At 36.1% G+C, this 24,369-nt stretch carries 26 protein-coding genes; 8 read left to right on the top strand and 18 right to left on the bottom strand.

Features of this window, described 5'->3' with window-relative positions:
* Positions 1–77 precede the first annotated feature (77 nt).
* The gene (locus BLT95_RS13295; protein WP_089666634.1) at positions 78–1,370 is read left to right on the top strand and encodes a sorbosone dehydrogenase family protein; all 1,293 of its coding nucleotides are present in this window, start codon (positions 78–80) and stop codon (positions 1,368–1,370) included.
* Positions 1,371–1,377: 7 nt separating this feature from the next.
* On the top strand, positions 1,378–3,666 hold the full coding sequence (locus BLT95_RS13300) for a TonB-dependent receptor (RefSeq protein ID WP_089666635.1): 2,289 nt from the start codon (positions 1,378–1,380) through the stop codon (positions 3,664–3,666).
* Between the two features lie 203 nt (positions 3,667–3,869).
* Here BLT95_RS13300 and coaD read toward each other — a convergent pair whose 3' ends face one another.
* Positions 3,870–4,325 carry a pantetheine-phosphate adenylyltransferase gene (gene coaD / locus BLT95_RS13305; RefSeq protein WP_089666636.1) on the bottom strand — a complete coding sequence of 152 codons (456 nt, stop codon included), beginning with the start codon at positions 4,323–4,325 and terminating at the stop codon, positions 3,870–3,872.
* Positions 4,326–4,372: 47 nt separating this feature from the next.
* Positions 4,373–5,353 (bottom strand): D-alanine--D-alanine ligase, encoded by a 981-nt coding sequence (locus tag BLT95_RS13310; RefSeq protein ID WP_089666637.1) that lies wholly within the window; start codon positions 5,351–5,353, stop codon positions 4,373–4,375.
* Positions 5,354–5,455: 102 nt separating this feature from the next.
* Between BLT95_RS13310 and BLT95_RS13315 the strand changes: the two genes are divergently transcribed.
* The 4 genes from BLT95_RS13315 to BLT95_RS13330 all read left to right on the top strand — a co-directional run bounded on the left by BLT95_RS13315 (position 5,456) and on the right by BLT95_RS13330 (position 8,736).
* Positions 5,456–6,079 (top strand): PASTA domain-containing protein, encoded by a 624-nt coding sequence (locus BLT95_RS13315; protein ID WP_089666638.1) that lies wholly within the window; start codon positions 5,456–5,458, stop codon positions 6,077–6,079.
* Positions 6,069–7,127 (top strand): RluA family pseudouridine synthase, encoded by a 1,059-nt coding sequence (locus BLT95_RS13320; protein WP_089666639.1) that lies wholly within the window; start codon positions 6,069–6,071, stop codon positions 7,125–7,127. Before BLT95_RS13315 ends, BLT95_RS13320 begins: the two co-directional genes overlap by 11 nt.
* A 98-nt stretch (positions 7,128–7,225) precedes the next feature.
* On the top strand, positions 7,226–7,987 hold the full coding sequence (yaaA, locus tag BLT95_RS13325) for a peroxide stress protein YaaA (RefSeq protein ID WP_089666640.1): 762 nt from the start codon (positions 7,226–7,228) through the stop codon (positions 7,985–7,987).
* Between the two features lie 83 nt (positions 7,988–8,070).
* Positions 8,071–8,736, top strand: coding sequence for a uracil-DNA glycosylase family protein (locus tag BLT95_RS13330; protein WP_089666641.1), 666 nt, complete (start codon positions 8,071–8,073; stop codon positions 8,734–8,736).
* 1 nt (position 8,737) lies between these two features.
* On the opposite strand, the gene BLT95_RS13335 is transcribed toward BLT95_RS13330, so the two are convergent.
* From BLT95_RS13335 to BLT95_RS13385, 12 genes are all read right to left on the bottom strand, one after another.
* Entirely contained in the window at positions 8,738–8,872 is a 135-nt protein-coding gene (locus BLT95_RS13335) for a 30S ribosomal protein THX (RefSeq protein WP_089666642.1), read from the bottom strand.
* A gap of 3 nt (positions 8,873–8,875) precedes the next feature.
* A complete protein-coding gene (locus BLT95_RS14415; RefSeq protein WP_172822597.1) occupies positions 8,876–9,019 on the bottom strand; it encodes a hypothetical protein in 144 nt (47 codons plus the stop codon).
* 71 nt (positions 9,020–9,090) lie between these two features.
* A complete protein-coding gene (trpA, locus tag BLT95_RS13340; RefSeq protein WP_089666643.1) occupies positions 9,091–9,861 on the bottom strand; it encodes a tryptophan synthase subunit alpha in 771 nt (256 codons plus the stop codon).
* 80 nt (positions 9,862–9,941) lie between these two features.
* Positions 9,942–11,123 carry a tryptophan synthase subunit beta gene (gene trpB / locus BLT95_RS13345; protein ID WP_089666644.1) on the bottom strand — a complete coding sequence of 394 codons (1,182 nt, stop codon included), beginning with the start codon at positions 11,121–11,123 and terminating at the stop codon, positions 9,942–9,944.
* A gap of 1 nt (position 11,124) precedes the next feature.
* Positions 11,125–11,838 carry a phosphoribosylanthranilate isomerase gene (locus tag BLT95_RS13350; RefSeq protein WP_089666645.1) on the bottom strand — a complete coding sequence of 238 codons (714 nt, stop codon included), beginning with the start codon at positions 11,836–11,838 and terminating at the stop codon, positions 11,125–11,127.
* Positions 11,839–12,627: an indole-3-glycerol phosphate synthase TrpC gene (gene trpC, locus BLT95_RS13355; RefSeq protein ID WP_089666646.1), complete on the bottom strand. Its 789-nt coding sequence runs from the start codon at positions 12,625–12,627 to the stop codon at positions 11,839–11,841.
* 5 nt (positions 12,628–12,632) lie between these two features.
* Complete coding sequence (gene trpD, locus BLT95_RS13360; protein ID WP_089666647.1) at positions 12,633–13,628, bottom strand: anthranilate phosphoribosyltransferase; 996 nt, start codon at positions 13,626–13,628, stop codon at positions 12,633–12,635.
* An 89-nt stretch (positions 13,629–13,717) separates the two neighbouring features.
* Positions 13,718–14,341, bottom strand: a complete 624-nt coding sequence (locus tag BLT95_RS13365; protein WP_089666927.1) for an aminodeoxychorismate/anthranilate synthase component II — start codon at positions 14,339–14,341, stop codon at positions 13,718–13,720.
* Positions 14,342–14,351: 10 nt separating this feature from the next.
* Positions 14,352–15,746 (bottom strand): anthranilate synthase component I family protein, encoded by a 1,395-nt coding sequence (locus tag BLT95_RS13370; protein ID WP_089666648.1) that lies wholly within the window; start codon positions 15,744–15,746, stop codon positions 14,352–14,354.
* A 222-nt stretch (positions 15,747–15,968) separates the two neighbouring features.
* Positions 15,969–16,538, bottom strand: a complete 570-nt coding sequence (locus tag BLT95_RS13375) for a YceI family protein (RefSeq protein WP_089666649.1) — start codon at positions 16,536–16,538, stop codon at positions 15,969–15,971.
* Between the two features lie 18 nt (positions 16,539–16,556).
* Complete coding sequence (locus tag BLT95_RS13380) at positions 16,557–17,210, bottom strand: NAD(P)H-dependent oxidoreductase (protein ID WP_089666650.1); 654 nt, start codon at positions 17,208–17,210, stop codon at positions 16,557–16,559.
* Complete coding sequence (locus BLT95_RS13385) at positions 17,194–17,646, bottom strand: MarR family transcriptional regulator (protein WP_089666651.1); 453 nt, start codon at positions 17,644–17,646, stop codon at positions 17,194–17,196. Before BLT95_RS13385 ends, BLT95_RS13380 begins: the two co-directional genes overlap by 17 nt.
* 150 nt (positions 17,647–17,796) lie before the next feature.
* Between BLT95_RS13385 and BLT95_RS13390 the strand changes: the two genes are divergently transcribed.
* Both BLT95_RS13390 and BLT95_RS13395 read left to right on the top strand, forming a co-directional pair.
* The gene (locus tag BLT95_RS13390) at positions 17,797–18,111 is read left to right on the top strand and encodes a rhodanese-like domain-containing protein (RefSeq protein WP_089666652.1); all 315 of its coding nucleotides are present in this window, start codon (positions 17,797–17,799) and stop codon (positions 18,109–18,111) included.
* Between the two features lie 162 nt (positions 18,112–18,273).
* Positions 18,274–18,963, top strand: a complete 690-nt coding sequence (locus tag BLT95_RS13395; protein WP_157718064.1) for an outer membrane beta-barrel protein — start codon at positions 18,274–18,276, stop codon at positions 18,961–18,963.
* A 745-nt stretch (positions 18,964–19,708) separates the two neighbouring features.
* On the opposite strand, the gene BLT95_RS13405 is transcribed toward BLT95_RS13395, so the two are convergent.
* From BLT95_RS13405 to rlmF, 4 genes are all read right to left on the bottom strand, one after another.
* Positions 19,709–20,299, bottom strand: a complete 591-nt coding sequence (locus BLT95_RS13405) for an HD domain-containing protein (protein ID WP_089666654.1) — start codon at positions 20,297–20,299, stop codon at positions 19,709–19,711.
* A gap of 331 nt (positions 20,300–20,630) precedes the next feature.
* Complete coding sequence (locus tag BLT95_RS13410; RefSeq protein ID WP_089666655.1) at positions 20,631–22,169, bottom strand: alanine/glycine:cation symporter family protein; 1,539 nt, start codon at positions 22,167–22,169, stop codon at positions 20,631–20,633.
* A gap of 94 nt (positions 22,170–22,263) precedes the next feature.
* Positions 22,264–23,382, bottom strand: a complete 1,119-nt coding sequence (locus BLT95_RS13415; RefSeq protein WP_089666928.1) for a hypothetical protein — start codon at positions 23,380–23,382, stop codon at positions 22,264–22,266.
* Positions 23,383–23,448: 66 nt separating this feature from the next.
* On the bottom strand, positions 23,449–24,303 hold the full coding sequence (gene rlmF / locus BLT95_RS13420; RefSeq protein ID WP_089666656.1) for a 23S rRNA (adenine(1618)-N(6))-methyltransferase RlmF: 855 nt from the start codon (positions 24,301–24,303) through the stop codon (positions 23,449–23,451).
* Between the last annotated feature and the right edge of the window lie 66 nt (positions 24,304–24,369).

Here is a 24,369-nt window from a genome sequence, read left to right on the forward strand (position 1 = left end):
ACTGTTAAAGTAAATCTAATCCTTTAAAGATCTTTTCTTAAATCCAATTTTCAAGGTATTTTTATAAAAAATTGAATATGAAAAAGTTAATAACTAGCCTTGTGTTTTCGGGAGTTTTGTTTATTTCCATGGATGTTGCTGCACAGGCGAACGAAAATCTAAGTGAGGAAAAAAAGAAGGAACTAGGTCAATCTGGTCCTGATTATGCTGAAACCGCTATTGGAAAAATAAAATTACCGGCACCTTTTGCTTCAGAATCAGTTCGAAAAGAGAGTAAACTTGTAGCATGGCCGGAAGGAAAAATGCCTCAGGCACCAGAAGGTTTTGAGGTAACTAAATTTGCTGAAGATCTAGAACATCCGCGCTGGACATACGTGGCGCCAAATAATGATATTTTTGTAGTAGAGTCTGATGACGCGAAGAAAAGCGCGAACCGTATCACTATGTTTCGGGATAAAGATGAGGATGGAGTACCAGATGAACGGTACTCTTTTTTAAAGAATTTAAATCAACCTTTTGGGATGTTGATTATGGATGGTTATTTCTATGTAGCCAATGTAGATCAACTAATTCGTTTTCCTTATAAAGAAGGTCAGAACACTATAGATGAGAATCCAGAGAAAGTTATAGATCTACCGGCTGGAGGTTATAATCACCACTGGACAAGGAATATTATTGCAGGATCCAGTAATGATAAAATTTATATTACCGTGGGAAGTTCAAGTAATGTGGGAGAGCATGGTATGGAAAAAGAAGAACGAAGAGCAAATATCATTGAGATCAATCCTGATGGTAGCGGAGAAAAAATTTATGCGGCAGGGCTTAGAAACCCTGTTGGGATAGATTGGAATCCAATTACAGGTGAGCTTTGGACTGCCGTAAATGAGAGAGATAAAATAGGAAACAACCTGGTTCCAGATTATGTTACCAGTGTAAAAGAAGGTGGTTGGTACGGTTGGCCATATTCTTATTTTGGAGAGATTAAAGATCCAAGATGGGCAGAAGATCCGCATTTAGAAATGGTTGAAAAATCTCTAGTTCCAGATGTTGCAGTGGGTCCTCATACGGCATCTCTTGGGTTTACATTTTACAAGAAAAATTCTTTTCCTCAAAAATACCATAATGGAGCCTTTGTGGGACAGCACGGATCCTGGAATAGAGCAAATTTTTCAGGATATAAAGTTTTGTTTATACCTTTCGACGAGAATGGAAATCCACAACAACCTGAAGATTTTCTTACCGGTTTCATTGCAGACGACGATGCCAGTGAAGTTTATGGACGTCCCGTGGGTGTGACAACGCTTCCTGATGGTTCTTTACTAGTGAATGATGATGATGGTGGTGTAATCTGGAGAGTTTCAGCTGAATAAAATTATATTGAAAAAAAATATATTATTCCTTTTAGTTCTTGTGTGTGTAGGAAAACTAAGTGCGCAGGAATTAAAAGGAATTGTTTTAGATAGCAAGACTGGCATTTCACTGGATAATGTTGCAGTTGCAAATTTAGATTCTGGAGTGATTAATCTTACAGATAAGAATGGTAATTTTAAATTTGATTTTGTAGAGTTTCCGGTAACCTTGGAGTTCTCAAGATCTGAATATTTGAATAATATTCTCAAAATTCAAAGTGAGCAGGAAGTTGTAGAAATATACCTTCAGAAAGAAATTGATCAGCTTTCAGAAGTAGTTGTTAGAAGTTCAAATATTCCTCAGGAAATTAGGAAGATTCCCGCATCTGTGAGTCTTATTTCTGAAAATGATTTACAGAGAACAGATAATTTCAATCTGGTTCAGAACTTTAATTATATTCCCGGGATTTTTGTGAGTCAGGGTGCATTGAATACGAATAAGATTAATATTCGTGGTATTGGCGCCAGAGCTCAATATAGTACAAATCGAATTAAAGCATATATTAACGGTATTCCACTAACAACAGCTGAAGGTGAATTAACTTTGGATGATTTTGATTCGGAATATCTGGATAGAATTGAACTTTTTAAAGGACCTGTTTCTTCCGTTTTTGGTGCAGGTTTAGGGGGTGCCATTAACCTTTATACTGCTCAAAATACCAGAGATCAGAAATCGGTTACGACCGCGTTCAGTTACGGCAGCTTTAATACCAGAAAGACCAGGGCGAATCTCAATTACGTAAAAGACAGTCTGGATATTTCTATTAATTACAACAATATTCAAAGTGATGGTTACCGTCAAAACGGAGATTATGAAAGAAATTCATTGTTAGGCTCTGCTGGCCTTACTACTAAATCCGGGAATTACTGGTCGTTCTTTTTTTCCTATACTAATTTGAAAGCCTTTATTCCAAGCTCTTTAAATGAAGATGATTTCAGGAATGATCCTGAAAAAGCAGCTTTTACCTGGAACCAGGCAGCGGGTTATGAATCTTATGATAAAAATATCTTTGGAATTTCTTATGAACATAATTTCTCTTCAAATTTTAAAAATCAAACTTCCGTTTTTTATAATTCCCGGGATGGCTATGAGCCAAGACCTTTTAATATTTTGGATGAGGATCGAAATTCCTTCGGTGTTAGGACTAAATTCAATTACAAAACTTCCGTTTTTGAAAAAGCTTCAGAACTTAGTTTTGGAGCAGAAACGATGTTAGAATTTTATGAAACCGGAACTTTTGAGAATCTTTATGAAGAAATAGAGGGAAGAAGAAGCGTTCAGGGAGATCGTTTGAGTTTAAATGAACAGAACAGGAATTATATCAATGTTTTTGCTCAGATGAATATGGAGATTACTTCAAGGTTATTTTTGGAAGCAGGTCTAAACTTTAACTCGACGGTGTATGATCTTGAGGATAAGTTTAATTCAGATGATAGTAACCAGTCTGGGGATTATCGCTTTGATCCGGTAATATCACCGAGATTAGGCTTAAGCTATGAAGCTTTTGAGCGAAAAAACTTTTATGCTTCTGCCAGTCATGGATTTTCTACACCAACGGTTGCTGAAACTTTAACTCCGGAAGGACAAATAAATACTGATCTAAAAACTGAAACCGGCTTGAATTATGAAGTCGGATTTAAAGGAAACTGGTTGAATAACAAACTTTATACGGAGTTAAACCTTTATTCTATTCAAATTCGAAATTTACTGGTAGCAAGAAGGGTAGGGCCAGACCAGTTTGTTGGTGTAAATGCAGGGAAAGCAGATCATAACGGGATTGAATTTACTTCAGCCTATCGAACAAATCTCTCTCCAGATCTTCAGCTCAAATTATTTCTTAATTCAAATTTCAATTTTTTCGAGTTCGATAAATTTGTAGATCTAGGTGAAAATTATTCGGGGAATACCATTCCGGGAGTTCCTGAATATATGATTTCACCGGGAACGGAGATCAGTTTTAAAGATCTTACTGCGAATATCAATTTTCAGGCATTCGGAGAAATGGCGCTGGATGATGATAATTCCGGATATACAGACCCTTACCAATTATTGAATTTCAAATTAAATTATAACTGGAATTTAAGCCAGAGATTGCATCTACAATTTAATTTCGGGATTAATAATATTCTGGATGAGGATTATGCGGCGAGTATAGTAACAAACGCAGTTGGCTTTAGAGGCTCTGCACCCCGTTATTATTATCCGGGCAATCCAAGAAATTATTTTGGAGGAGTAAGATTAAAGTTTGATTTATAATGTCATTTCGAACGAAATGAGAAATCTCAAGAGATGCTGAAACAAGTTCAGCATGACGACTACTAGAGAGCATCGTTATCCTGAATTTATTTCAGGGTCTCAGATGGTGAGGTTTTTCATCGCGCTCTGAATGACCAAGTTGTGCCATTCCGAACGTAGTGAGGAATCTCAAAGGTTCTGCGCTTCTGGCTTAAAATGGAGAACTACTTTTTCCTAACCACATCTGGTACCATAAACTCATAATTGCCGTTATGGTGCATGACATCCCGCACTACCGTAGAAGAAATATGAGCTTTGCCGGAACTGGAAAGCAGAAAGATGCTGTCTATGCCAGACATTTTGTAATTGGTTTGCCCAATAGATTTTTCAAATTCAAGATCCTGCCCGTTTCGTAATCCACGTAGAATAAAACCTGCATTTTGAGACTTGCAGAAATCAACTGTAAGGCCCTTATAGGTTTCAACCTTAATCTTAGATTCATTTTTATAGGTTTCTTTTAAAAAATGAAGTCTTTCCTCCAAACTAAACATATATTTTTTGCTGGAATTGGTGCCAATCGCCAGAATGATCTCGTCAAATAAGGGTAGCGCACGGTCAATAATATCGGTATGTCCAAGTGTAAGCGGATCGAAAGATCCCGGAAAAACTGCTTTTTTCATCAGGCGGTTTTTGATAGGTTATAAATGTAAAAGATAATTAGAAATTATCACTTTTGCTTTAAAGCCGCTTCGATAGCGCTTCCAAAAAGATCTTTCAGGCTTATACCGGCCTTTTCTGCCTGTTGAGGTAAAATACTAGCCTGACTAATGCCGGGGTTTGTATTCATCTCTATAAAGTGAGGTTCGCCATGATGGAAAATAAATTCAGATCTTGAAAAACCTTTCATTTTTAATTTCTTGTAGATCATGATCGCAATATCCTGCACTTTTTTAGTGTCTTCGTCAGTAATTCTGGCCGGCGTGATCTCCTGTGATTTTCCAAGATACTTCGCGGCATAATCAAAGAATTCACCTTCAGGAACGATCTCGGTAACCGGTAGTGCCATGATCTCCCCTTTATACGTGATAACACCTACGGAAACTTCGGTTCCGTCAAGGAAAGATTCAATGATAGCTTCATCATCTTCAGTAAAGGCAGTTTTTGCAGCATCTTCGATCTCATCTTCCGTCTTTACTTTTGTAACTCCAAAACTGCTTCCGGCGCGGTTAGCCTTTACAAAACAAGGTAATCCAACTTTGTCTACGATATCTGCCGTATCAATTTCCTCACCTTTATTCAGAAAATAATTCGTTGCCGCTTTAACTCCGTAAGGTCGAAGCACACTTATAAGATCCCGTTTATTGAAAGTTAAAGCAGACTGATAATAATCACAGCTGGTTTGCGGAATCCCTATTAACTCAAGATAAGCCTGAAGTAAACCATTTTCACCGGGAGTACCATGAATGGTGTTAAAGACACAATCAAATTTTATGATCTTGTCATTCATTTTAACCGTAAAATTGCTTTTATTGATAGGGTATGGCGTGTCATCTTCAGCTACCACAAACCATTCTCCTTTTAAAATATGAACGCGGTAAGGTTCATAAAGATCACGGTCAAGATGTTTATAAACGATATTTCCGCTGTTGATGGAAATGCGATATTCGCTGGAATAACCACCCATGGCAATGGCAATTTTTTTCTTCATAGTCAATATATCCGGTTAGATGTCGTTAAACAAAAATATCACTTAAAAGGGCAGTCACCAAAACCAATGGGTTTTATATCTTTGCTCATTATCTAGAAAACTATGGGATTATTTCGATTTATATTTAGCAAGACCTTTTTAATTCAACTGGTGCTTGCCGTTATTGTATTAGTAGTGCTTTCATTTTTAACGATGCAATGGCTTGATTATGCTACCAATCAGGATCAAAGAATTGAAGTTCCAGACCTGGCTAAAATGAATCTGGATAATGTGGAAAACAGGCTTGATGAAATGGATCTTGATTATGAGATCTTAGATTCAGCGAACTTCAATCCCGATTTTCCAAGATATTCTGTGATAGATCAGGTTCCTGCACCGGGTAAATTTGTAAAAGAAGATAGAAAAATCTATTTGACCTTAAATCCTTCAGGATATAGAAAAATAGAAGTGCCTAATAACCTTATCAGAAAAACCAGAAGACAGGTAGAGCCAACTTTAAGATCTCTTGGATTTGAGATTGGTGAGATTAGTTACAAACCAGACATTGCTGAAGATGCGGTACTTGAATTGCGACATAAAGGAAAACTAATAGCTCCCGGGGATGAAATTATGAAAACATCGGTTATTGATATGGTACTTGGTGATGGTAGTGGAAGATATCGAGAGAATGATACTGATACCCTGGATACAGAAAGTGAACCTGAAAATGAGGTAGATGAATTCTAATAAAGACCAGAGAGAAGAGATTGAAGATCAGGATGAGGACGAAAGTCTTTATGAACATCATAAATTTAAGGCTGAGGTAGGGCAGAATCCTTTAAGAGTAGATAAGTATCTGATGAATTTCATCGAAAATGCTACTCGAAATAAAATTCAGAAAGCAGCCAAAAACGGAAATATCTATGTAAACGGGGAAACCGTAAAGCAGAATTATAAAGTTAAAGGCGGCGATACCGTACAGGTCATGTTTGAGCATCCGCCTTATGAATATTTACTGGTCCCTGAAGATATTCCACTGGATATCGTCTATGAAGATGATATTTTACTTGTAGTAAATAAGCCTGCAGGAATGGTGGTGCATCCCGGTCACGGCAATTATAGCGGAACCCTTATCAATGCACTGGTGCATCATTTTGACAATTTGCCAAATAATAGTAGTGATCGCCCCGGACTTGTGCACCGAATAGATAAAGATACCAGCGGACTTTTGGTAGTCGCCAAGACTGAAGAAGCCATGGCGCATCTTTCAAAACAATTCTTCGATAAAAGTAGCGAGCGTGAATATGTTGCTATTGTTTGGGGAAATGTCGCTGAAGAGGAAGGGACTATTGAAGGGAGTATTGGCAGAAACCCAAGGAATAGGCTTCAGAATATAGTTTTTGAAGGCGATGATGCCGAAAATGGTAAACCTGCCGTAACTCATTATAAGGTTCTTGAGCGCTTAGGATATGTTACTTTGGTGGGTTGTAAATTGGAAACCGGGCGAACACACCAGATCAGGGTTCATATGAAGTATATTGGTCATACTCTTTTTAACGATGAACGTTATGGAGGTGACAGGATTTTAAAGGGAACTACTTTTACAAAGTATAAGCAGTTTGTAGATAACTGCTTTAAAATACTTCCAAGACAGGCATTACATGCCAAAACTTTAGGATTTGAACATCCAAAGACCGGTGAGTGGATGAGCTTTAATTCAGATATCCCAGAAGATATGGTGAATTGTATAGAGAAGTGGCGGGGATATGCTAAAAATCAGTTGGAAAACCTTTAGCATAAACGGCTTCTATAGATTCATAAGAAACAAATTTCAGGTATTTTTCGGTTTTTGAACTGATAGATTATCTTTGGTATAAAATTAACCGAAAAGAAATGAAAATTGTTGTTTCGCCAGCTAAAACGCTGGATTATGAATCAAAATTACCAACTACCAGGGGAACCCAGCCTGAATTTTTGGAAACAGCGTCTAAACTGAACCGAAAACTTTCCCGGCAAAGCAAAAAGAAGATATCAGAATTGATGGGCATCAGCGATAAGCTGGCAGATCTTAATTATACCAGATACCAGGAATTTGTGGAAGAGCATGACAAAAAAACCTCCCGTCCTGCGATATATGCTTTTAATGGGGATGTTTATACAGGACTTGATTCGTATACCATCCCAACAGATAAACTTGACAGACTTCAGAATTCCCTGAGAATTCTTTCTGGAATGTATGGTATTTTGAGACCTTTAGATCTTATTCAGCCTTATCGTCTTGAAATGGGAACGTCAATTGGGATTGAAAGAAAAAAAGATCTTTATGGAGTCTGGCAGAAAAAAGTAACGCAATTCCTGAATGACGAAATGGAAGATGACGAACTTTTTCTAAATCTTGCCAGTAACGAATATTTTAAAGCGGTTGATACTAAAAAATTAAAAGTACCTGTGATCTCTCCGGTATTTAAAGATTTCAAAAACGGAAAGCTGAAGATCATTAGTTTTTTTGCTAAAAAAGCTCGAGGATCTATGGTGCGCTATATTATTGATAAGGATTGCAAAACCCTGGAGGATATAAAGGGATTTGACTACGATGATTATCGATACAGCGAGGAGCATACAGCGAATGAAAATGAACCGACTTTTATTAGGTAAGAAATTCCGTCAAGCTTAACTTGTTTCAGTTTTTCAAAGATCTTGAAACAAGTTCATGATAACGTTTTATAAAAATTGAAATTTTGGAACTTTTCCACCACAAACATCCATATCCGCCATTTATTCCTGAAACAGCAACAAAACTGGTTGTAGGTACGCTACCACCGCCTAGATTCACAAAACGTGAATTTAAGGAAGATGACGTAGATTTTTGCTATGGAAGCCGCGATGGGCAGTTATGGATCATTTTGGATAGAATTTTTGACCTTAATCTGAAATTTGAAAATACACAGGAAGCGATTCAACAACGTAAAGATTTTCTAAAAAGAAGGGGTGTTGGAATTTGTGATGTAGTGGAAAGCAGTCGTAGAGAAAAGATTGATGCTTCAGATCTTGGTATGCAAAAAGTAGAATTACGTGATATGATCGCAATATTGCGAAAGCATCCTAAAATTGATACTTTGCTTTTTACCGGGGGAAACTCCAAAAACGGACCGGAATTTTTCTTCAGAAGATATTTGAAAGAGAAACATCCAGCAATAAAAATGAAAGTAATTTCTAATAAATCGCCTAAAATACATCAGTTCGTACTGGATGGAAGATTAATAAAGACTGTTTCACTCATTGCTCCTTCCGGGGCAGCAAATATTGCGGTTGGGAGTCAGCAGTTATATAAAGATCTCAAAAAGAAAAACCCTGAATTCAATACTCTTGATTTCAGGGTTCTTCAGTATAAAGAATTTTTCTAATTCATTGCAATTCTTTCTTATCCTGGTCAGCCAGTGTGGTTGGTTTAATCTTAAACTTTTTACGTTTAGGTCTTAACTTTCCACTGGTGCCAATTGCAATTTTTCCTCTTTTTGTTTTTTTATCGCCTTTACCCATAAATCACTTTTTATTCTGTTGATCCTTTATGGTTTTTTCATCAATGTCCACCTTATTCGTTTCTTCGTTCCGATTTCCAGTTGGATTTGTAGGATTCTTTTGCTCCTTACTTCTTTCCTTGTGTTTATCTTCAATTGGTCCTCCCATAACAGTTGTTTTTAAGATTTAAACTAAGATAAGCAGAACTCGTCTTAAAAGCTGCTAAGATGTTGTTACAATTAGGTTAAAGCTTTAACACTTTGAACAAATGAACCAATATTTGAAGTCCCCTTTTCATTTAAATGTTTGATGAAAGCACTGCCAATAATCGCTCCTTTAGAATATTCTGTAGCCTGATTAAAGGTTTCGTTATCCTTTATTCCGAAGCCGACAATTTGAGGGTTTTTGAGCTGAAGATCATTTATTCTCTTGAAGTAAGCTCTGGTGTCTTCTCCAAAACCACTTGTGGAACCGGTTACACTGGCACTGCTTACCATATAAATAAATCCGTTGGACACTGAATCAATAAACTGAATACGTTCATCTGAAGTCTGCGGAGTGATCAAAAAGATATTTCTCAAGCCATATTTTTTAAACAACTCCTGGTATTGTTCATGGTAAACATCTACCGGAAGATCAGGGATAATGAGTCCGTCGATACCAGTTTCCTGGCATTTTCTGCAAAACTCCTCAACTCCAAATTGAAGTATAGGATTAAAGTAACCCATAATAATTAGTGGAATTTCCACTTTCTCCCTAATATTTTTCAGTTGCTCAAATAATTTGAAAGTCGTCATTCCTTTTTTTAACGCTTTGGTAGAACTTTCCTGAATAGTAGGCCCATCTGCTAGAGGATCACTAAATGGCAATCCAATTTCAATAAAATCGACACCGCTTTTTTCCAGATCAACAATGATCTTTTCAGTATCCCCAAAATCCGGATATCCGGAAGTGAAATAAATAGATAGGAGTTTATGATCTTCCTGTAATTTTTTATTTATTCTGTTCATTTTTAAAGGTCACTTTGAACCGTCATTCTGAACTTGTTTCAGAATCTCATGAGACGCTGAAACAAGTTCAGCGTGACGTATTATAGATTAAAATATTCGATATACGTATTAAGGTCTTTATCTCCACGTCCTGAAAGATTTACTACCACGATATCATCTTCCTTAAATTTCCTGTTTTCAAAAATGGCCAGCGCATGAGAAGTTTCAATAGCGGGAATAATACCTTCCAGTTTTGCCAGTTCCAGACCAGCTTTCATAGCAGCTTCATCGGTAACACTTATAAATTCACCTCTTCCACTGGTAAACAGGTTAGCGTGCATGGGTCCAACTCCAGGATAATCGAGTCCGGCAGAAATAGAATAGGGTTCGGTAATTTGCCCGTCACCTGTTTGCATCAATAAAGTTTTACTTCCATGGATGATTCCAGCTTTTCCTAGCGCTGAGGTAGCTGCACTTTCACCAGAATCAATTCCCTTGCCGGCAGCTTCTACAGCAATAATTCCAACCTCAGGATTATCTAAATAATGATAATATGCGCCGGCAGCGTTACTTCCGCCGCCTACACAGGCCACGACATAATTGGGGTCTTCCTTACCTTCCTTTTCTTTCAGCTGAACTTTGATCTCTTCAGAAATTACCGCCTGAAATCTTGCAACCATATCTGGATAGGGATGTGGCCCTACTACAGATCCAATAATATAATGTGTATCTACCGGGTTATTGATCCAGTCACGAATGGCTTCATTAGTCGCATCTTTAAGCGTGCGGCTTCCAGATTTAGCAGGAATCACTTTGGCACCAAGCATTTTCATTCTGGCTACGTTAGGTGCCTGGCGATCTATATCAATTTCGCCCATATAGACAATGCATTCCATTCCCATTAACGCACATACAGTAGCTGTCGCTACTCCATGCTGACCTGCTCCGGTTTCTGCAATAATTCTGTTTTTACCAAGTTTTTGAGCCATTAAGATTTGGCCAATGGTATTGTTTACTTTGTGGGCACCAGTATGACAAAGATCTTCTCTTTTTAGATATACTTTTGTACCATATTTCTCACTAAATCTTTTTGCATAATAGAGTGGTGTAGGGCGACCTACATATTCTTTCAGAAGTTCTTTGAACTCCTTCTGAAAAGATTCTTCTTTCATGATATCCAGATAGCGTGAACGCAATTCTTCCACATTTGGATATAACATTTCAGGGATATAGGCACCGCCAAATTCACCATAATATCCTTTTTCATCAACCTGATAGCTCATTCTATAAATTTATCTGAGTTTTAAAATCTTTCAATTCCTTTAATTTTTTTAAGCCGGGTTTCAATTCGAACTTACTATTTACATCTACGGCATACAGTAGATCTGGTTTACCTTTTCGGTAAAAATGACTTTTCAATTCAGCGATTGCTTTTCCATGTTCGGGGCCAATACCACCGCTCAAAAAGAACGGAGTGTTAGAAGGATAATTTTCTAAAATTTTCCAGTCGAAGTTAGTTCCATTGCCTCCTCGCAGTGTCCCTTTTGTATCAAAAAGGAAATAATCAACAATACCTTCAAAAGCTTTTATTTCCTGAAAATCAAAATCATCGCTAACAGAAAAAACTTTAATCAATTCTGGTGTATTTCCAGATTTCTGAAGTTCAGTTTTAAGATCTTTCGCGAAACCTGCAGATTCATCACCGTGAAGTTGAACCGCATGTAAATTATATTTGGAAACCCTTTCTGTGATTTCCTGAATTTCAGCATTTACAAACACACCTGTTAATTTAATTTCAGGAGCCATCAAGGGAAGTTCTCCATCAAAATAACGCGGTGATTTTTTATAAAATATCAGTCCCATATAATCAGGTTGTAATTCTGATACCTGAATCATATTTCCGGCCTGCTGCATTCCGCAAACCTTGAGGCTCAATCCTGAACTTTGTCCAGAGGCCGAAGTGATCAGGGCTTTTTCTTTCGTGTTATTTTGATCCATTTATACCATAGCTTTTAATTCTGTAATAAACTTCTTCGCCGCAGCTCCGGGATTATTCGTCTTCATAAAATTCTCGCCGATCAGGAATCCTTCGTAGCCGTAATTTTTAAGATCTGCAATTGCTGCAATAGTACTAATTCCGCTTTCTGAAACTTTTACAAACTCATTTGGGATGAGTTTCGATAGCTTTTTTGAATTATCAATACTTACTTCAAAAGTCTTTAAGTTTCGGTTATTAACACCAATCATATCGGTATTTACCTTTAATGATTTTTGTAATTCTTTCTCATTATGAACTTCCAGCAGAACATCCATGCCAAGCTTTTTTGCTGAATCTGCAAGATAGATTAATTGTTTTTCAGATAAAACCGCAGCGATCAATAGAATGGCATCTGCACCATAGGCTTTTGCTTCGGAAACCTGATATTCATCGATCATAAATTCCTTCCTAAGAATAGGTGTTTTAACTGAAGCACGTGCGTATAGCAGATCTTCCAGTGAACCACCGAAGTATTTCCCGTCTGTAAGTACTGAGATTCCTGAAACATCAGCTTCTTCATAGCCTTTCGCTACATCCTGAACATTCAGGCTTTGATTAATAACAGATTTTGAAGGCGATCTTCTTTTATGTTCCGCGATAATACCAGAACCGGTTCGTAAATTTTCAGCCAGTGAAACACATTTTCTGTCAAATAGAACCGATTTTTCTAATTGCTGAACCGGAATTAGTGATTTCTTTAATTCAACTTCTTTGAATTTATCTGCAATGATCTTATCGAGAATGTTCATTTAATTCAATTTTGACTTAATTCCTGTAATTTTTTAAAACTTTCGAAGGCTTTACCAGATTCCAAAGATTCTTTTGCTGCAACAAAACCATCCTGCGGACTCAAATTTCTGGAAGTTGCAATTGCCATACCTGCATTTGCGCAAATCACATTATTGTGTGCTTCGTTGCCTTTTCCTTTTAGAATATTGGTTAAAATTTCAGCTGAAGTTTCAATAGAGCCGCCGCCGGCAATTTCTGTTTGTTTTAATTCTGAAACTCCAAAATCTGAAGCTTTCAGGATTCTTTCAGAATAATTACTAATACTTTTAGTTTCGCCGGTAAGAGAAATCTCGTCATAGCCATCTAACGAATGTAAAATCGTATAATTCTTATCGGTATTTTGATAGAGATAAGCATACATTCTTGCCAATTCAAGACTAAAAACTCCCACCAGTTGATTTTTTGGAAAAGCTGGATTTACCATAGGTCCCAACATATTGAAAAAAGTTTTTACCGCCAGACTTTTTCTAACCGGTCCAACATTTTTCATTGCCGGGTGAAATAACGGAGCATGTAAAATACAAATATTGGCCTGATCTATACATTTTTCCAGGAAACCGGCATTACTGCTAAATTTGATTCCAAGATATTCCATCACATTGGAACTTCCACTCACCGAGGAAACCCCATAATTACCATGTTTGGCAACTTTTACACCGGCGCCGGCAGTAACAAAGGAGGAGGTGGTAGAAATATTAAAAGTGTCTTTCCCATCGCCGCCAGTTCCACAGAGATCTACGGCATCGTAACCAGATAGATCTACTTTTATACATAATTCCAGTAGGGCATCTCTAAAACCTTCCAGCTCTTCAATGGTGATACTTCTCATCATATAAACCGTTAGAAAAGCAGCGATCTGTGTTTCATTATATTTCCCTTCTGAAATATTGAAAATCACCTGCTTGGCTTCTTCGGTGCTAATAGTTTCGTGACTAATAAGCCTGTTTAAAAGTTCTTTCATATTTATAATATCTTCACTGCGCCAAGCTGAACTTGATTTAGCTTCTCTAGAGATCCTGGATTTATTTCAGGATGACGAATTTTATCAATTTATAGAATTGGTTTTTCTGATTTTGATATTTCCTCTTTCTGAACGTTATCAGAATTAGGACCATTTACCCAGTTTTTGATCATTTTTTTTCCTTCAGGAGTAAGCACAGATTCAGGATGAAACTGAACTCCGCGTACATCAAATTCATTATGTCTTAACGACATAATTTCTCCTTTCTCGTCATAGCTTGTAGCCTGTAAAGTAGGAGGTAAGCTTTTTTCCACAACCCAGGAATGATATCTTCCCACCATTAATTCTTTTTCCAGGCCAGCAAATAAATATTCGTCATTTACGAACAACTCAATTTTAGTGGCTACCCCGTGATGAACTTCATCTAGATTCAATAATTTACCGCCGAAAACTTCGCCAATTGCCTGCATTCCCAAGCAAACGCCAAGAATGCTTTTTGTAGCCGCATATTTTTCAATGATCGGTTTTAGAAGTCCGGCTTCCTCAGGGATTCCGGGACCGGGAGACAATAGGATTTTGTCATATTCTTCCACATCATCTATATGCAACTGATCGTTTCTCTTTACTATCACCTTGCAATCTAGTTCCTCAAGATAATGTACCAGATTATACACAAACGAATCGTAATTATCTATTACCAGTATTTTCTTTATCTCTTTCATTCTAAATTTCTTCAGCAATTTCAAGGGCTTTAGTTAAAGCTCCTAATTTATTATAAACTTCCTGTAGTTCGTTTTCAGGTTTAGATTCTGAAACAATTCCGGCTCCGGCCTGATAATGTAATTCATGGTTTTTACTCACAAAAGACCTGATGATAATGGCATGATTAAAGTTGCCTTCAAAATCCATAAAACCAATCGCTCCACCATATGCGCTACGATTAACATTTTCAAATTTCTCAATGAGTTTAAGAGCCATCGGTTTTGGAGCACCACTTAAAGTTCCGGCAGGAAAGGTATCAGCTACGATTTGTGGGGTGGAAACATTGGGATGTTTTTTTCCGGTTACTTTACTTACCAAGTGAATTACATGAGAGAAAAACTGAATTTCACGATAATTTTCGACTTTCACATCGCTTCCGTTTCGACTTAGATCATTTCTGGCAAGATCTACCAACATCACATGCTCAGAATTCTCTTTTTCATCAACCGCTAATTCTTTAGCGATTTCAGCATCTTTTTCATCATTTCCGGTTCTCTTGAAGGTGCCGGCGATGGGATGAATTTCAGCTCTTCCCTTATCAACAACCAACTGCGCTTCCGGAGAACTACCGAAAATTTTAAAGTTTCCGTAGTCGAAATAGAAGAGATAAGGGGAAGGGTTTACGTTTCGTAAAGCCCGATACACATTAAATTCATCACCCTTAAATTTCTGAGAGAATCTTCGGGACAGCACCAATTGAAATACGTCCCCGCGATGGCAATGTTCTTTCGCTTCTTTTACTACGGTTTTATATTCTTCATCTGTTAAATTGGATTTAGGCTTATCATTCCTGCTAAAATTATAAGAAGCAAAGTTCTTTACTTTCAATAATTGTTCAATTTCTCCGATCTTATTTTCTGAATCATATGAATGATCAAAAATATAGGCCTCATTCTTGAAGTGATTGATGGCAATTATGTTCTGATAAACGGCGTAATAAATATCAGGGATCTTAAGGTCTTTCTCTTTTCTGGTTACGTTTACATTTTCAAAATATCGAACCGAATCATAAGCGATATATCCAAAAAGACCGTTATTGATGAACTTGAATTCAGAAGAATCTGTCTTGAACATCTGTGAGAATTTCTGAATTTCCTGTGGTACCGAAACCTTTTTATCAATATTTAAAGTTTTCAAGCTTCCATTGGGAAATGTGGTGGTAATCATTTCATTTTCCAGTTTAAAGGAAGCGATGGGATTGCAACAGATATAGGAAAAACTATTGTCACTGGCGTGATAATCGCTACTTTCCAGCAATAAGCTATTAGGGTACTTGTCCCGTAACTTTAGATAGATACTTACCGGGGTAATCGTATCAGCAAGAATTTTTTTATAGGATGTGTTTAGTTGAAACATGTAAAGTAGATTTTATGCAATAAAAAAAGGCTTGTCGTGAAACAAGCCTTTTTAATTTCTATATTGAAAATAGCAGTTTAGCTCACGAAGTTTGACGTAAGTTATTCCACCACCAGTTATTTCTATTCATTTTAAACATGACCTCAAAGATAGAGATGAAATTTTTCTAAACAAATATTTTTTTAAATAAAATCCCTAAGGATGAATTCCGGGAAAATATTCTTAGAATTTCAGATTGATATCAAGCTCAAAATTGTCATAAATAGTCTTGTCTCCAAGATTATCAAAGAAACTTCCAGAACCGTATCTTACGTTATATTTTGATCTGTCGATCGTTAGATGGGTCATAGCTGAATCTCCACTCATTTCCAAATCAAAAGTGATTGGGTGAGTTTCGTCTTTTATGGTAAGATCACCTACAATGCCGTACTTTCCATCGCCTTTAGAAGCTGCACTGGTAATAACAAGTTTTGCAGTTGGATGATTATCAACCCCGAAGAAATCTTCAGATTTTAAATGGCCCTCTAACTTTCCTTTATTTTCACCAGATAGATCTGTAACGGTGATTGAAGTCATATCCATTACAAATTCACCTCCAACGATCTTTTCGTCTTCCATCATAAGGTGTCCGCTTTCAAGTTCGATTGTTCCATTATGAGACCCGGTAACTTTTTCTCCAGTCCAGGTTATGGTACTTGATTCTACTTTTACCTCTTTTTTCGTATTTGTAAAAGCAAATGTGGCTAATACGATTACTGCGGCAACACCGCCTTTTAAAATTCTATTTTTCATAATTTTCAATTTTTGTTATTAAATAATATCTATTAAATCTGATTTTGATTTTCTTACTTTGGCCAGATGTTGGTATTGATCTTCATCACTTCTATATCCAATTGGTGCAATCACTGCTGTTGTTAGGTTTCTGTCTTTTAATCCGAGAATTTCATCGAATTTTTCAGCATCAAATCCTTCCATAGGGCACGTATCGATTTTTAGGTTTGCAGCAGCAGATAATAAATTTCCTAAGGCGATATATGCTTGTTTAGCGGCCCATGTATTTTGAGCATCTGCAGGCAGTTTTAGGGTGGTGTTTTTGATCATATCTTCCATACCTTGAAGATCTTCCCTGCTCATATTCCTGGTTTCAGCAATGTTGTCTAGATAGGTATTTACATAAGCTTCATTTACATGTGTAAGATTTGCAAAAACCAATAAGTAGGAGGCATCTGTTATCTGAGTCTGATTCCATGCAACAGATTTTAATTTTTCTCTTGTCTCTTTATCTTTTACTACTATTACTTCGTAAGGTTGTAATCCGTAAGAAGAGGCAGATAATTGAATACTTTCTAATAAAGTATTTAGATCTTCCTCGTTAATCTCTTTTTCTGAATCGAATTTCTTGGTGGCATACCGCCAGTTTAGATCTTCGTTGTAAGTATTTTTTGTATTAACTTCTAAGCTCATTTAATTTAGTGTTTAGTAATTCTATTTCTTTTTCATTTAAATTTTCTGAAAAGCTATTTTCCACATTTTCAATAATAGGATCTAACTCCTTTAATAATTGAAGTCCTTTTGCCGTAATTCGTATTTCAATTTTTCTACGATTTGAAGGACAAACAATTCTTTCGCTTAAACCTTTCTCAACCAATTTGTCTACCAGTCTTGTGGTATTACTCATTTTGCTGACCATTCTGTCCTGAATCGTAGAAAGATTTGCGGGTTTATTTTTTTGTCCTCGTAAAATTCTAAGAACATTAAATTGTTGAGAGCTAATCCCAAAAGGTTTGATGGCAAATTGTACCTTATCACTTATATGATTAGCGGTGACAATTAAATTTAACGCCAGCTTTTTAGATGGCGACATCGTATCTTTTGTTTTTAGTAATTCTTCAATTTTCATTTGTATAAACAACATTTGTATGTACAAATATAATTCAATGTTTGATAGATTTATTTAATGTTCTGTTAAAATTATCACTCAGTTTCTCGTGAAGCCTTCAAAAAAAAAAATGAGGTTATATTTACAAAATCAATAATAAAACTTTAGACCATGAAAGAATTAAGTCAGGAAGAATGGCAGGAGCAACAAAAAAATGATAATGATTCTGTCATTCTTGATGTACGTACAGACGAAGAAGTAGAAGAAGGATATATTCCTGAAGCAAAAATTATAGATATTTATAAAGGACAGGGATTTATTGATGAAGTAGAAAAATTAGATAAATCAAAACATTATTATATTTATTGTCGTTCTGGTAAGCGAAGTTCACAGGCGTGTACACTCTTAGATCAAATGGGATTTGCTGAAACATATAATCTTAAAGGAGGCTTTTCAGAATGGGAAGGGGATAAAACTACCGATTAATTTCGAGTTTTTATAGATTTTAAAAGCACCAGTTATTGGTGCTTTTTTTATTTCGGTATACGGAATCATTTTTTTTTACGTTAAAAACATAGGTTCAACTATTTGATTAGTCTATTAAATTGATATATTTAACCCCGAATCTCCGTGAATTATACTATGATTATGAATAAAGCACTTTATACACTTGTTATCGCTCTGTTTTGCTTTTCAGCATCTAATGCTCAGGAATTTAGCTTCGGATTAAAAGGTGGACCTAGTTATATTATGGGTGGTCAAATTACAGGTAGACCTGGAGGCGGCACAGATTTTAGTGGGACTGTGGAGGCTGACTCTCAATTTAAGTATCATGGCGGCGGTTTTTTTGAAGTTAGATTTAATAAGTTTTTGATCCGTCCAGAGGTAATCTACAGCGCTATGGAAGTTGAGTTTGGATTTCCCACCCAGCCATCTACTTATTCACTGGATAAAGTAAGTGTCCCATTGCTACTTGGTTATAATGTTTGGGGACCTGTTGATATATATGCAGGACCTGCATATCAAAAAATTATTGAAGTTAGTCTAGAAGGAAATGAAGCAGATCAGCCGGTTGTGGCTCAGAATAGTCCTTTAGCTGCTCAGGCAGGTATCAAAGCTGCTTTTGGAAGATTTGAACTGGATTTACGTTATGATCGTACTTTAGCTACAAAAGAACCTTATATCATTAATATTGTAAATGGAGGTCAGGATGGATATGGTATAAACACAGCAGATTTTGATGATTCCAGATTAAACCAAATACTTTTAAGTATTAGTTTTAAAATATTTGATAGTGCAGCCAACCCCGGTAGAAGAAAAGGTGGTTGTTATTTCTAAAAATACAAAACAAGCCTATATTGAAAATGCTCCGTAATCGGAGCATTTTTTATTAAAATACGTCTGTCTTTATCCTGAACCAGAACTTTCGAAGTATCAGCGATAAAATTATTATCACTATTGTTAAGATCGATGCTTTCAGGTATTCGCCATACTTTAATTCATAGAATTAAATACTTGTATAAACATTAGATTTTCTCCAAAGCTCGGCTTATATAAATACTGTAATTAGACCAGTTAGGAGGAAAGCCCACCAAACCCAGTTGCCTGAAAATCCGTTGTTTCTAACGTTGTCTGCCACTAAATTAGGAGTGTCTGTTATAAAAGTGGTAGCCACTATGGCATTGTTTTTAAGAAAAAAAATATTCAGATCAACTTTTACCTGATTTTTTGAGACATAAAATTCCACGCCAAGTAGTTAGTGCAAAAAAGGAAAAAATCAGGTATAATCGATTAGAGCTAAATCTATCATAGTTGTTTGGATGCAGGTATTTTTAAATATTCAATAACGAAAATAATTCTGATATATGTGCATCCAAAAAACTAAATAACAATGTTTTATAACATAAAAAGGGACAACTTTCGTCATCCCTTTTTTTAGTTGGTTAGTTAAAGAATAAGGTTGAAATATCACCTATGCTATATACTTACTCGATAACCAAAACTTTGAAAGCCAAAGTTATACTTATTTTTTTAATTATCCTACCAGGGGAAAATCGCTAATTTTTTGAGTTCTTAGATTTGATTATTCTACCAGTTTAGTCCACTTTTTTACTAATTTCATTAAATGCGTTTTTTTTACTGGTGCTAAAATTTCAATCCCATACTTTGTATGAAATTTATGTGATTGCAGGAAATCGAGCTGGATCTTGAGCCAGTCTTTTTCGGTTATTTTTGGTTGGAAATGTCTTAATTCCTGAAATAATTTGTTTGAATAATACTCATAGGTATGAGTTCCCAGGTAGAATAGATCTGCATCAGCCACAATATCTTCATAGATATTATGGGTTTTCTGGGGGATTCTCGTTGCGTTAATCATCCCACAAATAGTTTTGATCTGTTCTTTTGAAAAATTAAAATCGGGAAGCTCTTTGGTGGCAAGCTTGCAACTTTTTTCTTCATGATTTTCACGACCAAGCATAAAGCCGGCATCATGATATAAAGCAGCTACTTTTATCAGTTCAATATCTGATTCAATTAATCTTTCTTTTTCAGCAAGGAATATAGATCTTTCAATAACACTCTTTGTATGATCGGCATCATGATAGGTGAGATAATGAGGAAGATCATTTTCGAGGCGTTTATGGACAATATTAAAGATATCAGATTTACTCATTTCTATTACATTATTACTGCCAGAAAATGTCCTGAACTATTAGAGCCAGTAAAATTTAAGTAAAAAATCGTGACGTTTAAAAAAGATAATTTAATACCCTCTGTGTTAATATCTATTATATTCATAAAACATTATTTACGATTCCATCTGGCAATGGCACCATAACATTTACACCAAGATACTTTAAAAATTTGTTTTTGAGTATTTAATGATACAGACAAAAAAGGAGATAGACTTGCCAATGCCTATCTCCTTAAAAAATTGAACCATTTTGAAAATACTTAAGATTTGGTTTAGTGAATGACGCTTACCTATAAAATATTGACGCTATTCATATTTTCGATGCTATTAATTTTCGGTAACGTTTTAACTCTTCTGCCACCTTCGGGCTTAATATAAATAATCCTATCATATTTGGAATTAGCATGGCAAAGATCATGGCATCACTAAAATCTGTTACCGCGCCCAATGTTGCAGCGGCACCAATAATTGTGAAAATACAGAATAAAATTTTATAGGCATACTCTGTTTTTTTTCCTCTTCCGAAGAGATAACTCCAGGCCTGATAACCGTAATAGGACCATGAGATCATGCTGGAGAATGCAAAAAGGATCACTGCAAATGATAATAAATAAGGAAACCATGAGATTCCGCTTTCCAGTGCCTGAGCAGTTAATAATACTCCTTCTTCATCGTTTAAAGCCATATTTGGAGTAATAACATTCGTGATAATAAGTACCAGCGCCGTCATTGTACAAACGATCACTGTATCTATAAAAGGTTCAAGCAAGGCTACAAGACCTTCACTCGCCGGATATTTTGTTCTTACCGCACTATGAGCAATTGAAGCACTTCCAATTCCGGCTTCATTACTAAAAGCAGCTCGTTTGAATCCCTGTATCAAAACACCTACAAATCCGCCAATAATACCTTGCGGATTAAATGCTCCATTCCAGATAGACTGAAAAGCATCTGGTATTTCTTGATAGTTTATTCCAAGAATAACGATCACCGCGAGGATATAGGTGATTACCATGAAAGGCACGATCTTATCTGTGACCCTGGCGATTTTGCGAATTCCGCCAATAATAACAGTGCCTACCATAATAGCCATGATGAGGCCAAAAATCCACCCTCTCTCGTGAAAGATACTTTCAGTACCTCCGGTTACATGTTCAAAAAGTTTAAATGCCTGGTTGACCTGAAACATATTTCCGCCACCAAAACTTCCACCAATGCACATTATGGCGAAAATAATAGCCAGAAATCTTCCGAGTTTTTGAAATCCTTTTTCTTTTAAACCTTTTTTAAGGTAATACATAGGGCCTCCAAAAATGGTTCCTTCAGCATTTACTTCACGGTATTTGACGCCGAGAGTACATTCCACAAATTTTGATGACATCCCTAAAAGTCCTATCAATATCATCCAGAAAGTTGCTCCGGGGCCACCAATTCCCAGTGCAATGGCAACACCGGCAATATTACCGAGACCAACTGTTGCGGAGATTGCTGCCGTTAATGCCTGAAAATGGGAAACTTCTCCCTCTCCTTCTACCACCTTAACTGGACCAGATTTGTCTTCTTTTATTTCTACAATTTCCTCACCTGGATTTGGGTTTTCGAGATGTTCGAAATTTCCGCGGACTACCTTTATGGCTGTAAAAAATTCTGTAATATTTACAAACCTGAAATAAAGGGTGAAATAGAGAGCTCCCAGAATAAGAACAATCAAAACCCAGGGAATTCCAACATTCTGAGTTAACGGAATTTCAGCGAAAATCCCATCTATAAACCAGCTGGTAGCATTCTTAAACTTTTCATTAATCATCTCATCTAAATTTTGAGATGCATTTATTAAGACTATAGACATACTTGAAAATTTTAAGACAAGTTGATCTAAAAAATCACTGATTTAAAGCTTAAGTAGTGCTGTTTTATTTTAAAAGGAAGGCTTAAGCATGTGCTTATTTATTATCATGTGGCGTGGCAAAGGAACTGAAATTATTCTCTAAGGCGAAAGTGATCAATTGTTCTTTTCCACCACTACCACTAATATTAAGGAGTTTTTTAATTTGATAAATATGGGTTTGAAAACCTTCCAGACTAATATTCATGGTACTTGCTATTTCAGCATAAGATTTGTCAACTCCAAAATAGGCGAGATTGCCCAGAACCTCTTTCTGTCGGTCAGAAAAGTTTACTTTTTGATTTTTTTTAAATGCTGAAAGTTCTTTTTTCATTGAACTTATGGTATCAAGATGGCTTTCATTTGAAAGTTCCAGCCGGCCTAATCTTAATTTTAGTTTAGAATTTTCCAAGTTCAATTCTTTGGCAAGTGATTCGTGATGCTCTTTTTCAGAAAGAAATTTCCAGCTATATAAAAGGATTGAAAATAATAGGATAAAAAGGAACTTGAAAGAGATAGCGGTAATACTTCCAACCATTGCCCAGAATTGCTGATCTATAATTTCTAAAGCTCTATCCTGTGGGATTATTCTGTGGCTTACGGCGAATAATATTAACACAAAAAGGGCAAATGTCGGTAGCAACATAAATTTCATTTTTCTTGAAGAGAATGCGCTGTTCAATTCATAGAGAAGGGATAGCGCTACAAAAATTGAAATCGGGATGTCTATTAACCAGATGAAATTATTGCTGCTTCCCTCATTATTATAAGAAGCTGTAATAAAAACAAAAGAAATCATTCCCATGACACCACTATACAGTCCAATAAATTCCCTGGTCCCAAATCGCTTTACCAGTTTTACGATAAAACTGCGTTTTTTAGAATGCTCTATAGAGGGAAGTGACAATAGAATAAATAGTGAATTTGCCAGAGAGATCATCACACCAGTGTAGATAACCATTTTATGAGTAACTGACCAGTTAAAAACTTCAATAAAGAGTAGGTTAAGAATAGCTCCAAAACCCCAGGTGAAGATCGCAAGGCCGAACCATTTGATCCCTTTAATTGAATCTTCCGCAGCATCACCTGAGCGTTCCCTTACAAAAATACGTTGAATTACGATCGCGGTAATAAGGCATACAATTGCCGTAATGGTATGTTCAATGGTTGAGAGCATGAGGTTCCTGTTTTTGCTAAGATATAGATTTTCAGGTTTTGAGTTATAACTCAACTAATCAGGAGTTTATTCAAATTTCCAGGCTATAAATCTACTTTTCTTATTTCCCTGGTTCATTGCAATAGTTCTGAAATCAGCGTTCAATTTTTTAAGCTGCTTGTGTATTTTAGGTAGATTCTCTTTTTTCGAAACCAGACAGGTGAACCAGCCAACCTGATTTTTGAATAAAATACTTTCTTTTATCATTCTTTTTATAAATAGTGCTTCACCACCATTGCACCATAACTCGTTTGCCTGTCCGCCAAAATTTAAATCTGAAGAATCTAAGTTTAGATTCTTAATTTTTCTGCCAGCAGCCTTTTTAGCCTCTTTTTCTGAAGAATGAAAAGGTGGATTACATATACTTAAATGATAAAATTCAGCATCCTTAACAACTCCCTTAAAAATACTGCCTCGATCTTTTTGATGTCTTATTTCGATATGATCAATTAAGTTTTTATTAGCCTGAACATTGGATCTTGCAATTGCAACAGAATTTTCTTCAATATCGGTACCTAGCATTTTCCAGCCATAAATGGTATGTGCTAAGATTGGATAAATGGTATTTGCTCCCACACCAATATCAATCCCCTTGATGGGCCCTTCAATATTTTCTTCTGAAAGCAGATCGTGCAGATAATGAATATAATCTGCTCGTCCGGGAATAGGCGGGCATAAATAGTTCTTGGGAATACTCCAGTTTTCAACTTCATAGTGATGCTTTAGCAATGCTTTATTTAATTGTAGTACGGCCTCTGAATTGGCAAAATTGATGGTTGGAGTTCCATATTTATTGATAAAAACAAATTTTGATAATTCAGGATTGGATACTGTTAGAGCATCGAAATTGTAAGAATCCTTATGAATGTTTTCTGGGTGCATTTGTTGAAATTGAATCTTTTCAAATATAAATTATTTTAAAACGGATATATAAATACCAGCCTGGCG

This window comes from Gramella sp. MAR_2010_147 (genome assembly GCF_900105135.1).
Lineage (GTDB): Bacteria > Bacteroidota > Bacteroidia > Flavobacteriales > Flavobacteriaceae > Christiangramia.

Excerpts from the sequence above, each read along its gene's own strand:
- BLT95_RS13295 (WP_089666634.1), top strand. The coding sequence starts at position 78 with ATGAAAAAGTTAATAACTAGCCTTGTGTTTTCGGGAGTTTTGTTTATT.
- coaD (WP_089666636.1), bottom strand. The coding sequence starts at position 4,325 with ATGAAAAAAGCAGTTTTTCCGGGATCTTTCGATCCGCTTACACTTGGA.
- BLT95_RS13310 (WP_089666637.1), bottom strand. The coding sequence starts at position 5,353 with ATGAAGAAAAAAATTGCCATTGCCATGGGTGGTTATTCCAGCGAATAT.
- BLT95_RS13315 (WP_089666638.1), top strand. The coding sequence starts at position 5,456 with ATGGGATTATTTCGATTTATATTTAGCAAGACCTTTTTAATTCAACTG.
- BLT95_RS13320 (WP_089666639.1), top strand. The coding sequence starts at position 6,069 with ATGAATTCTAATAAAGACCAGAGAGAAGAGATTGAAGATCAGGATGAG.
- yaaA (WP_089666640.1), top strand. The coding sequence starts at position 7,226 with ATGAAAATTGTTGTTTCGCCAGCTAAAACGCTGGATTATGAATCAAAA.
- BLT95_RS13335 (WP_089666642.1), bottom strand. The coding sequence starts at position 8,872 with ATGGGTAAAGGCGATAAAAAAACAAAAAGAGGAAAAATTGCAATTGGC.
- BLT95_RS14415 (WP_172822597.1), bottom strand. The coding sequence starts at position 9,019 with ATGGGAGGACCAATTGAAGATAAACACAAGGAAAGAAGTAAGGAGCAA.
- trpA (WP_089666643.1), bottom strand. The coding sequence starts at position 9,861 with ATGAACAGAATAAATAAAAAATTACAGGAAGATCATAAACTCCTATCT.
- trpB (WP_089666644.1), bottom strand. The coding sequence starts at position 11,123 with ATGAGCTATCAGGTTGATGAAAAAGGATATTATGGTGAATTTGGCGGT.
- BLT95_RS13350 (WP_089666645.1), bottom strand. The coding sequence starts at position 11,838 with ATGGATCAAAATAACACGAAAGAAAAAGCCCTGATCACTTCGGCCTCT.
- trpC (WP_089666646.1), bottom strand. The coding sequence starts at position 12,627 with ATGAACATTCTCGATAAGATCATTGCAGATAAATTCAAAGAAGTTGAA.
- trpD (WP_089666647.1), bottom strand. The coding sequence starts at position 13,628 with ATGAAAGAACTTTTAAACAGGCTTATTAGTCACGAAACTATTAGCACC.
- BLT95_RS13370 (WP_089666648.1), bottom strand. The coding sequence starts at position 15,746 with ATGTTTCAACTAAACACATCCTATAAAAAAATTCTTGCTGATACGATT.
- BLT95_RS13375 (WP_089666649.1), bottom strand. The coding sequence starts at position 16,538 with ATGAAAAATAGAATTTTAAAAGGCGGTGTTGCCGCAGTAATCGTATTA.
- BLT95_RS13380 (WP_089666650.1), bottom strand. The coding sequence starts at position 17,210 with ATGAGCTTAGAAGTTAATACAAAAAATACTTACAACGAAGATCTAAAC.
- BLT95_RS13385 (WP_089666651.1), bottom strand. The coding sequence starts at position 17,646 with ATGAAAATTGAAGAATTACTAAAAACAAAAGATACGATGTCGCCATCT.
- BLT95_RS13390 (WP_089666652.1), top strand. The coding sequence starts at position 17,797 with ATGAAAGAATTAAGTCAGGAAGAATGGCAGGAGCAACAAAAAAATGAT.
- BLT95_RS13395 (WP_157718064.1), top strand. The coding sequence starts at position 18,274 with ATGAATAAAGCACTTTATACACTTGTTATCGCTCTGTTTTGCTTTTCA.
- BLT95_RS13405 (WP_089666654.1), bottom strand. The coding sequence starts at position 20,299 with ATGAGTAAATCTGATATCTTTAATATTGTCCATAAACGCCTCGAAAAT.
- BLT95_RS13410 (WP_089666655.1), bottom strand. The coding sequence starts at position 22,169 with ATGTCTATAGTCTTAATAAATGCATCTCAAAATTTAGATGAGATGATT.
- BLT95_RS13415 (WP_089666928.1), bottom strand. The coding sequence starts at position 23,382 with ATGCTCTCAACCATTGAACATACCATTACGGCAATTGTATGCCTTATT.
- rlmF (WP_089666656.1), bottom strand. The coding sequence starts at position 24,303 with ATGCACCCAGAAAACATTCATAAGGATTCTTACAATTTCGATGCTCTA.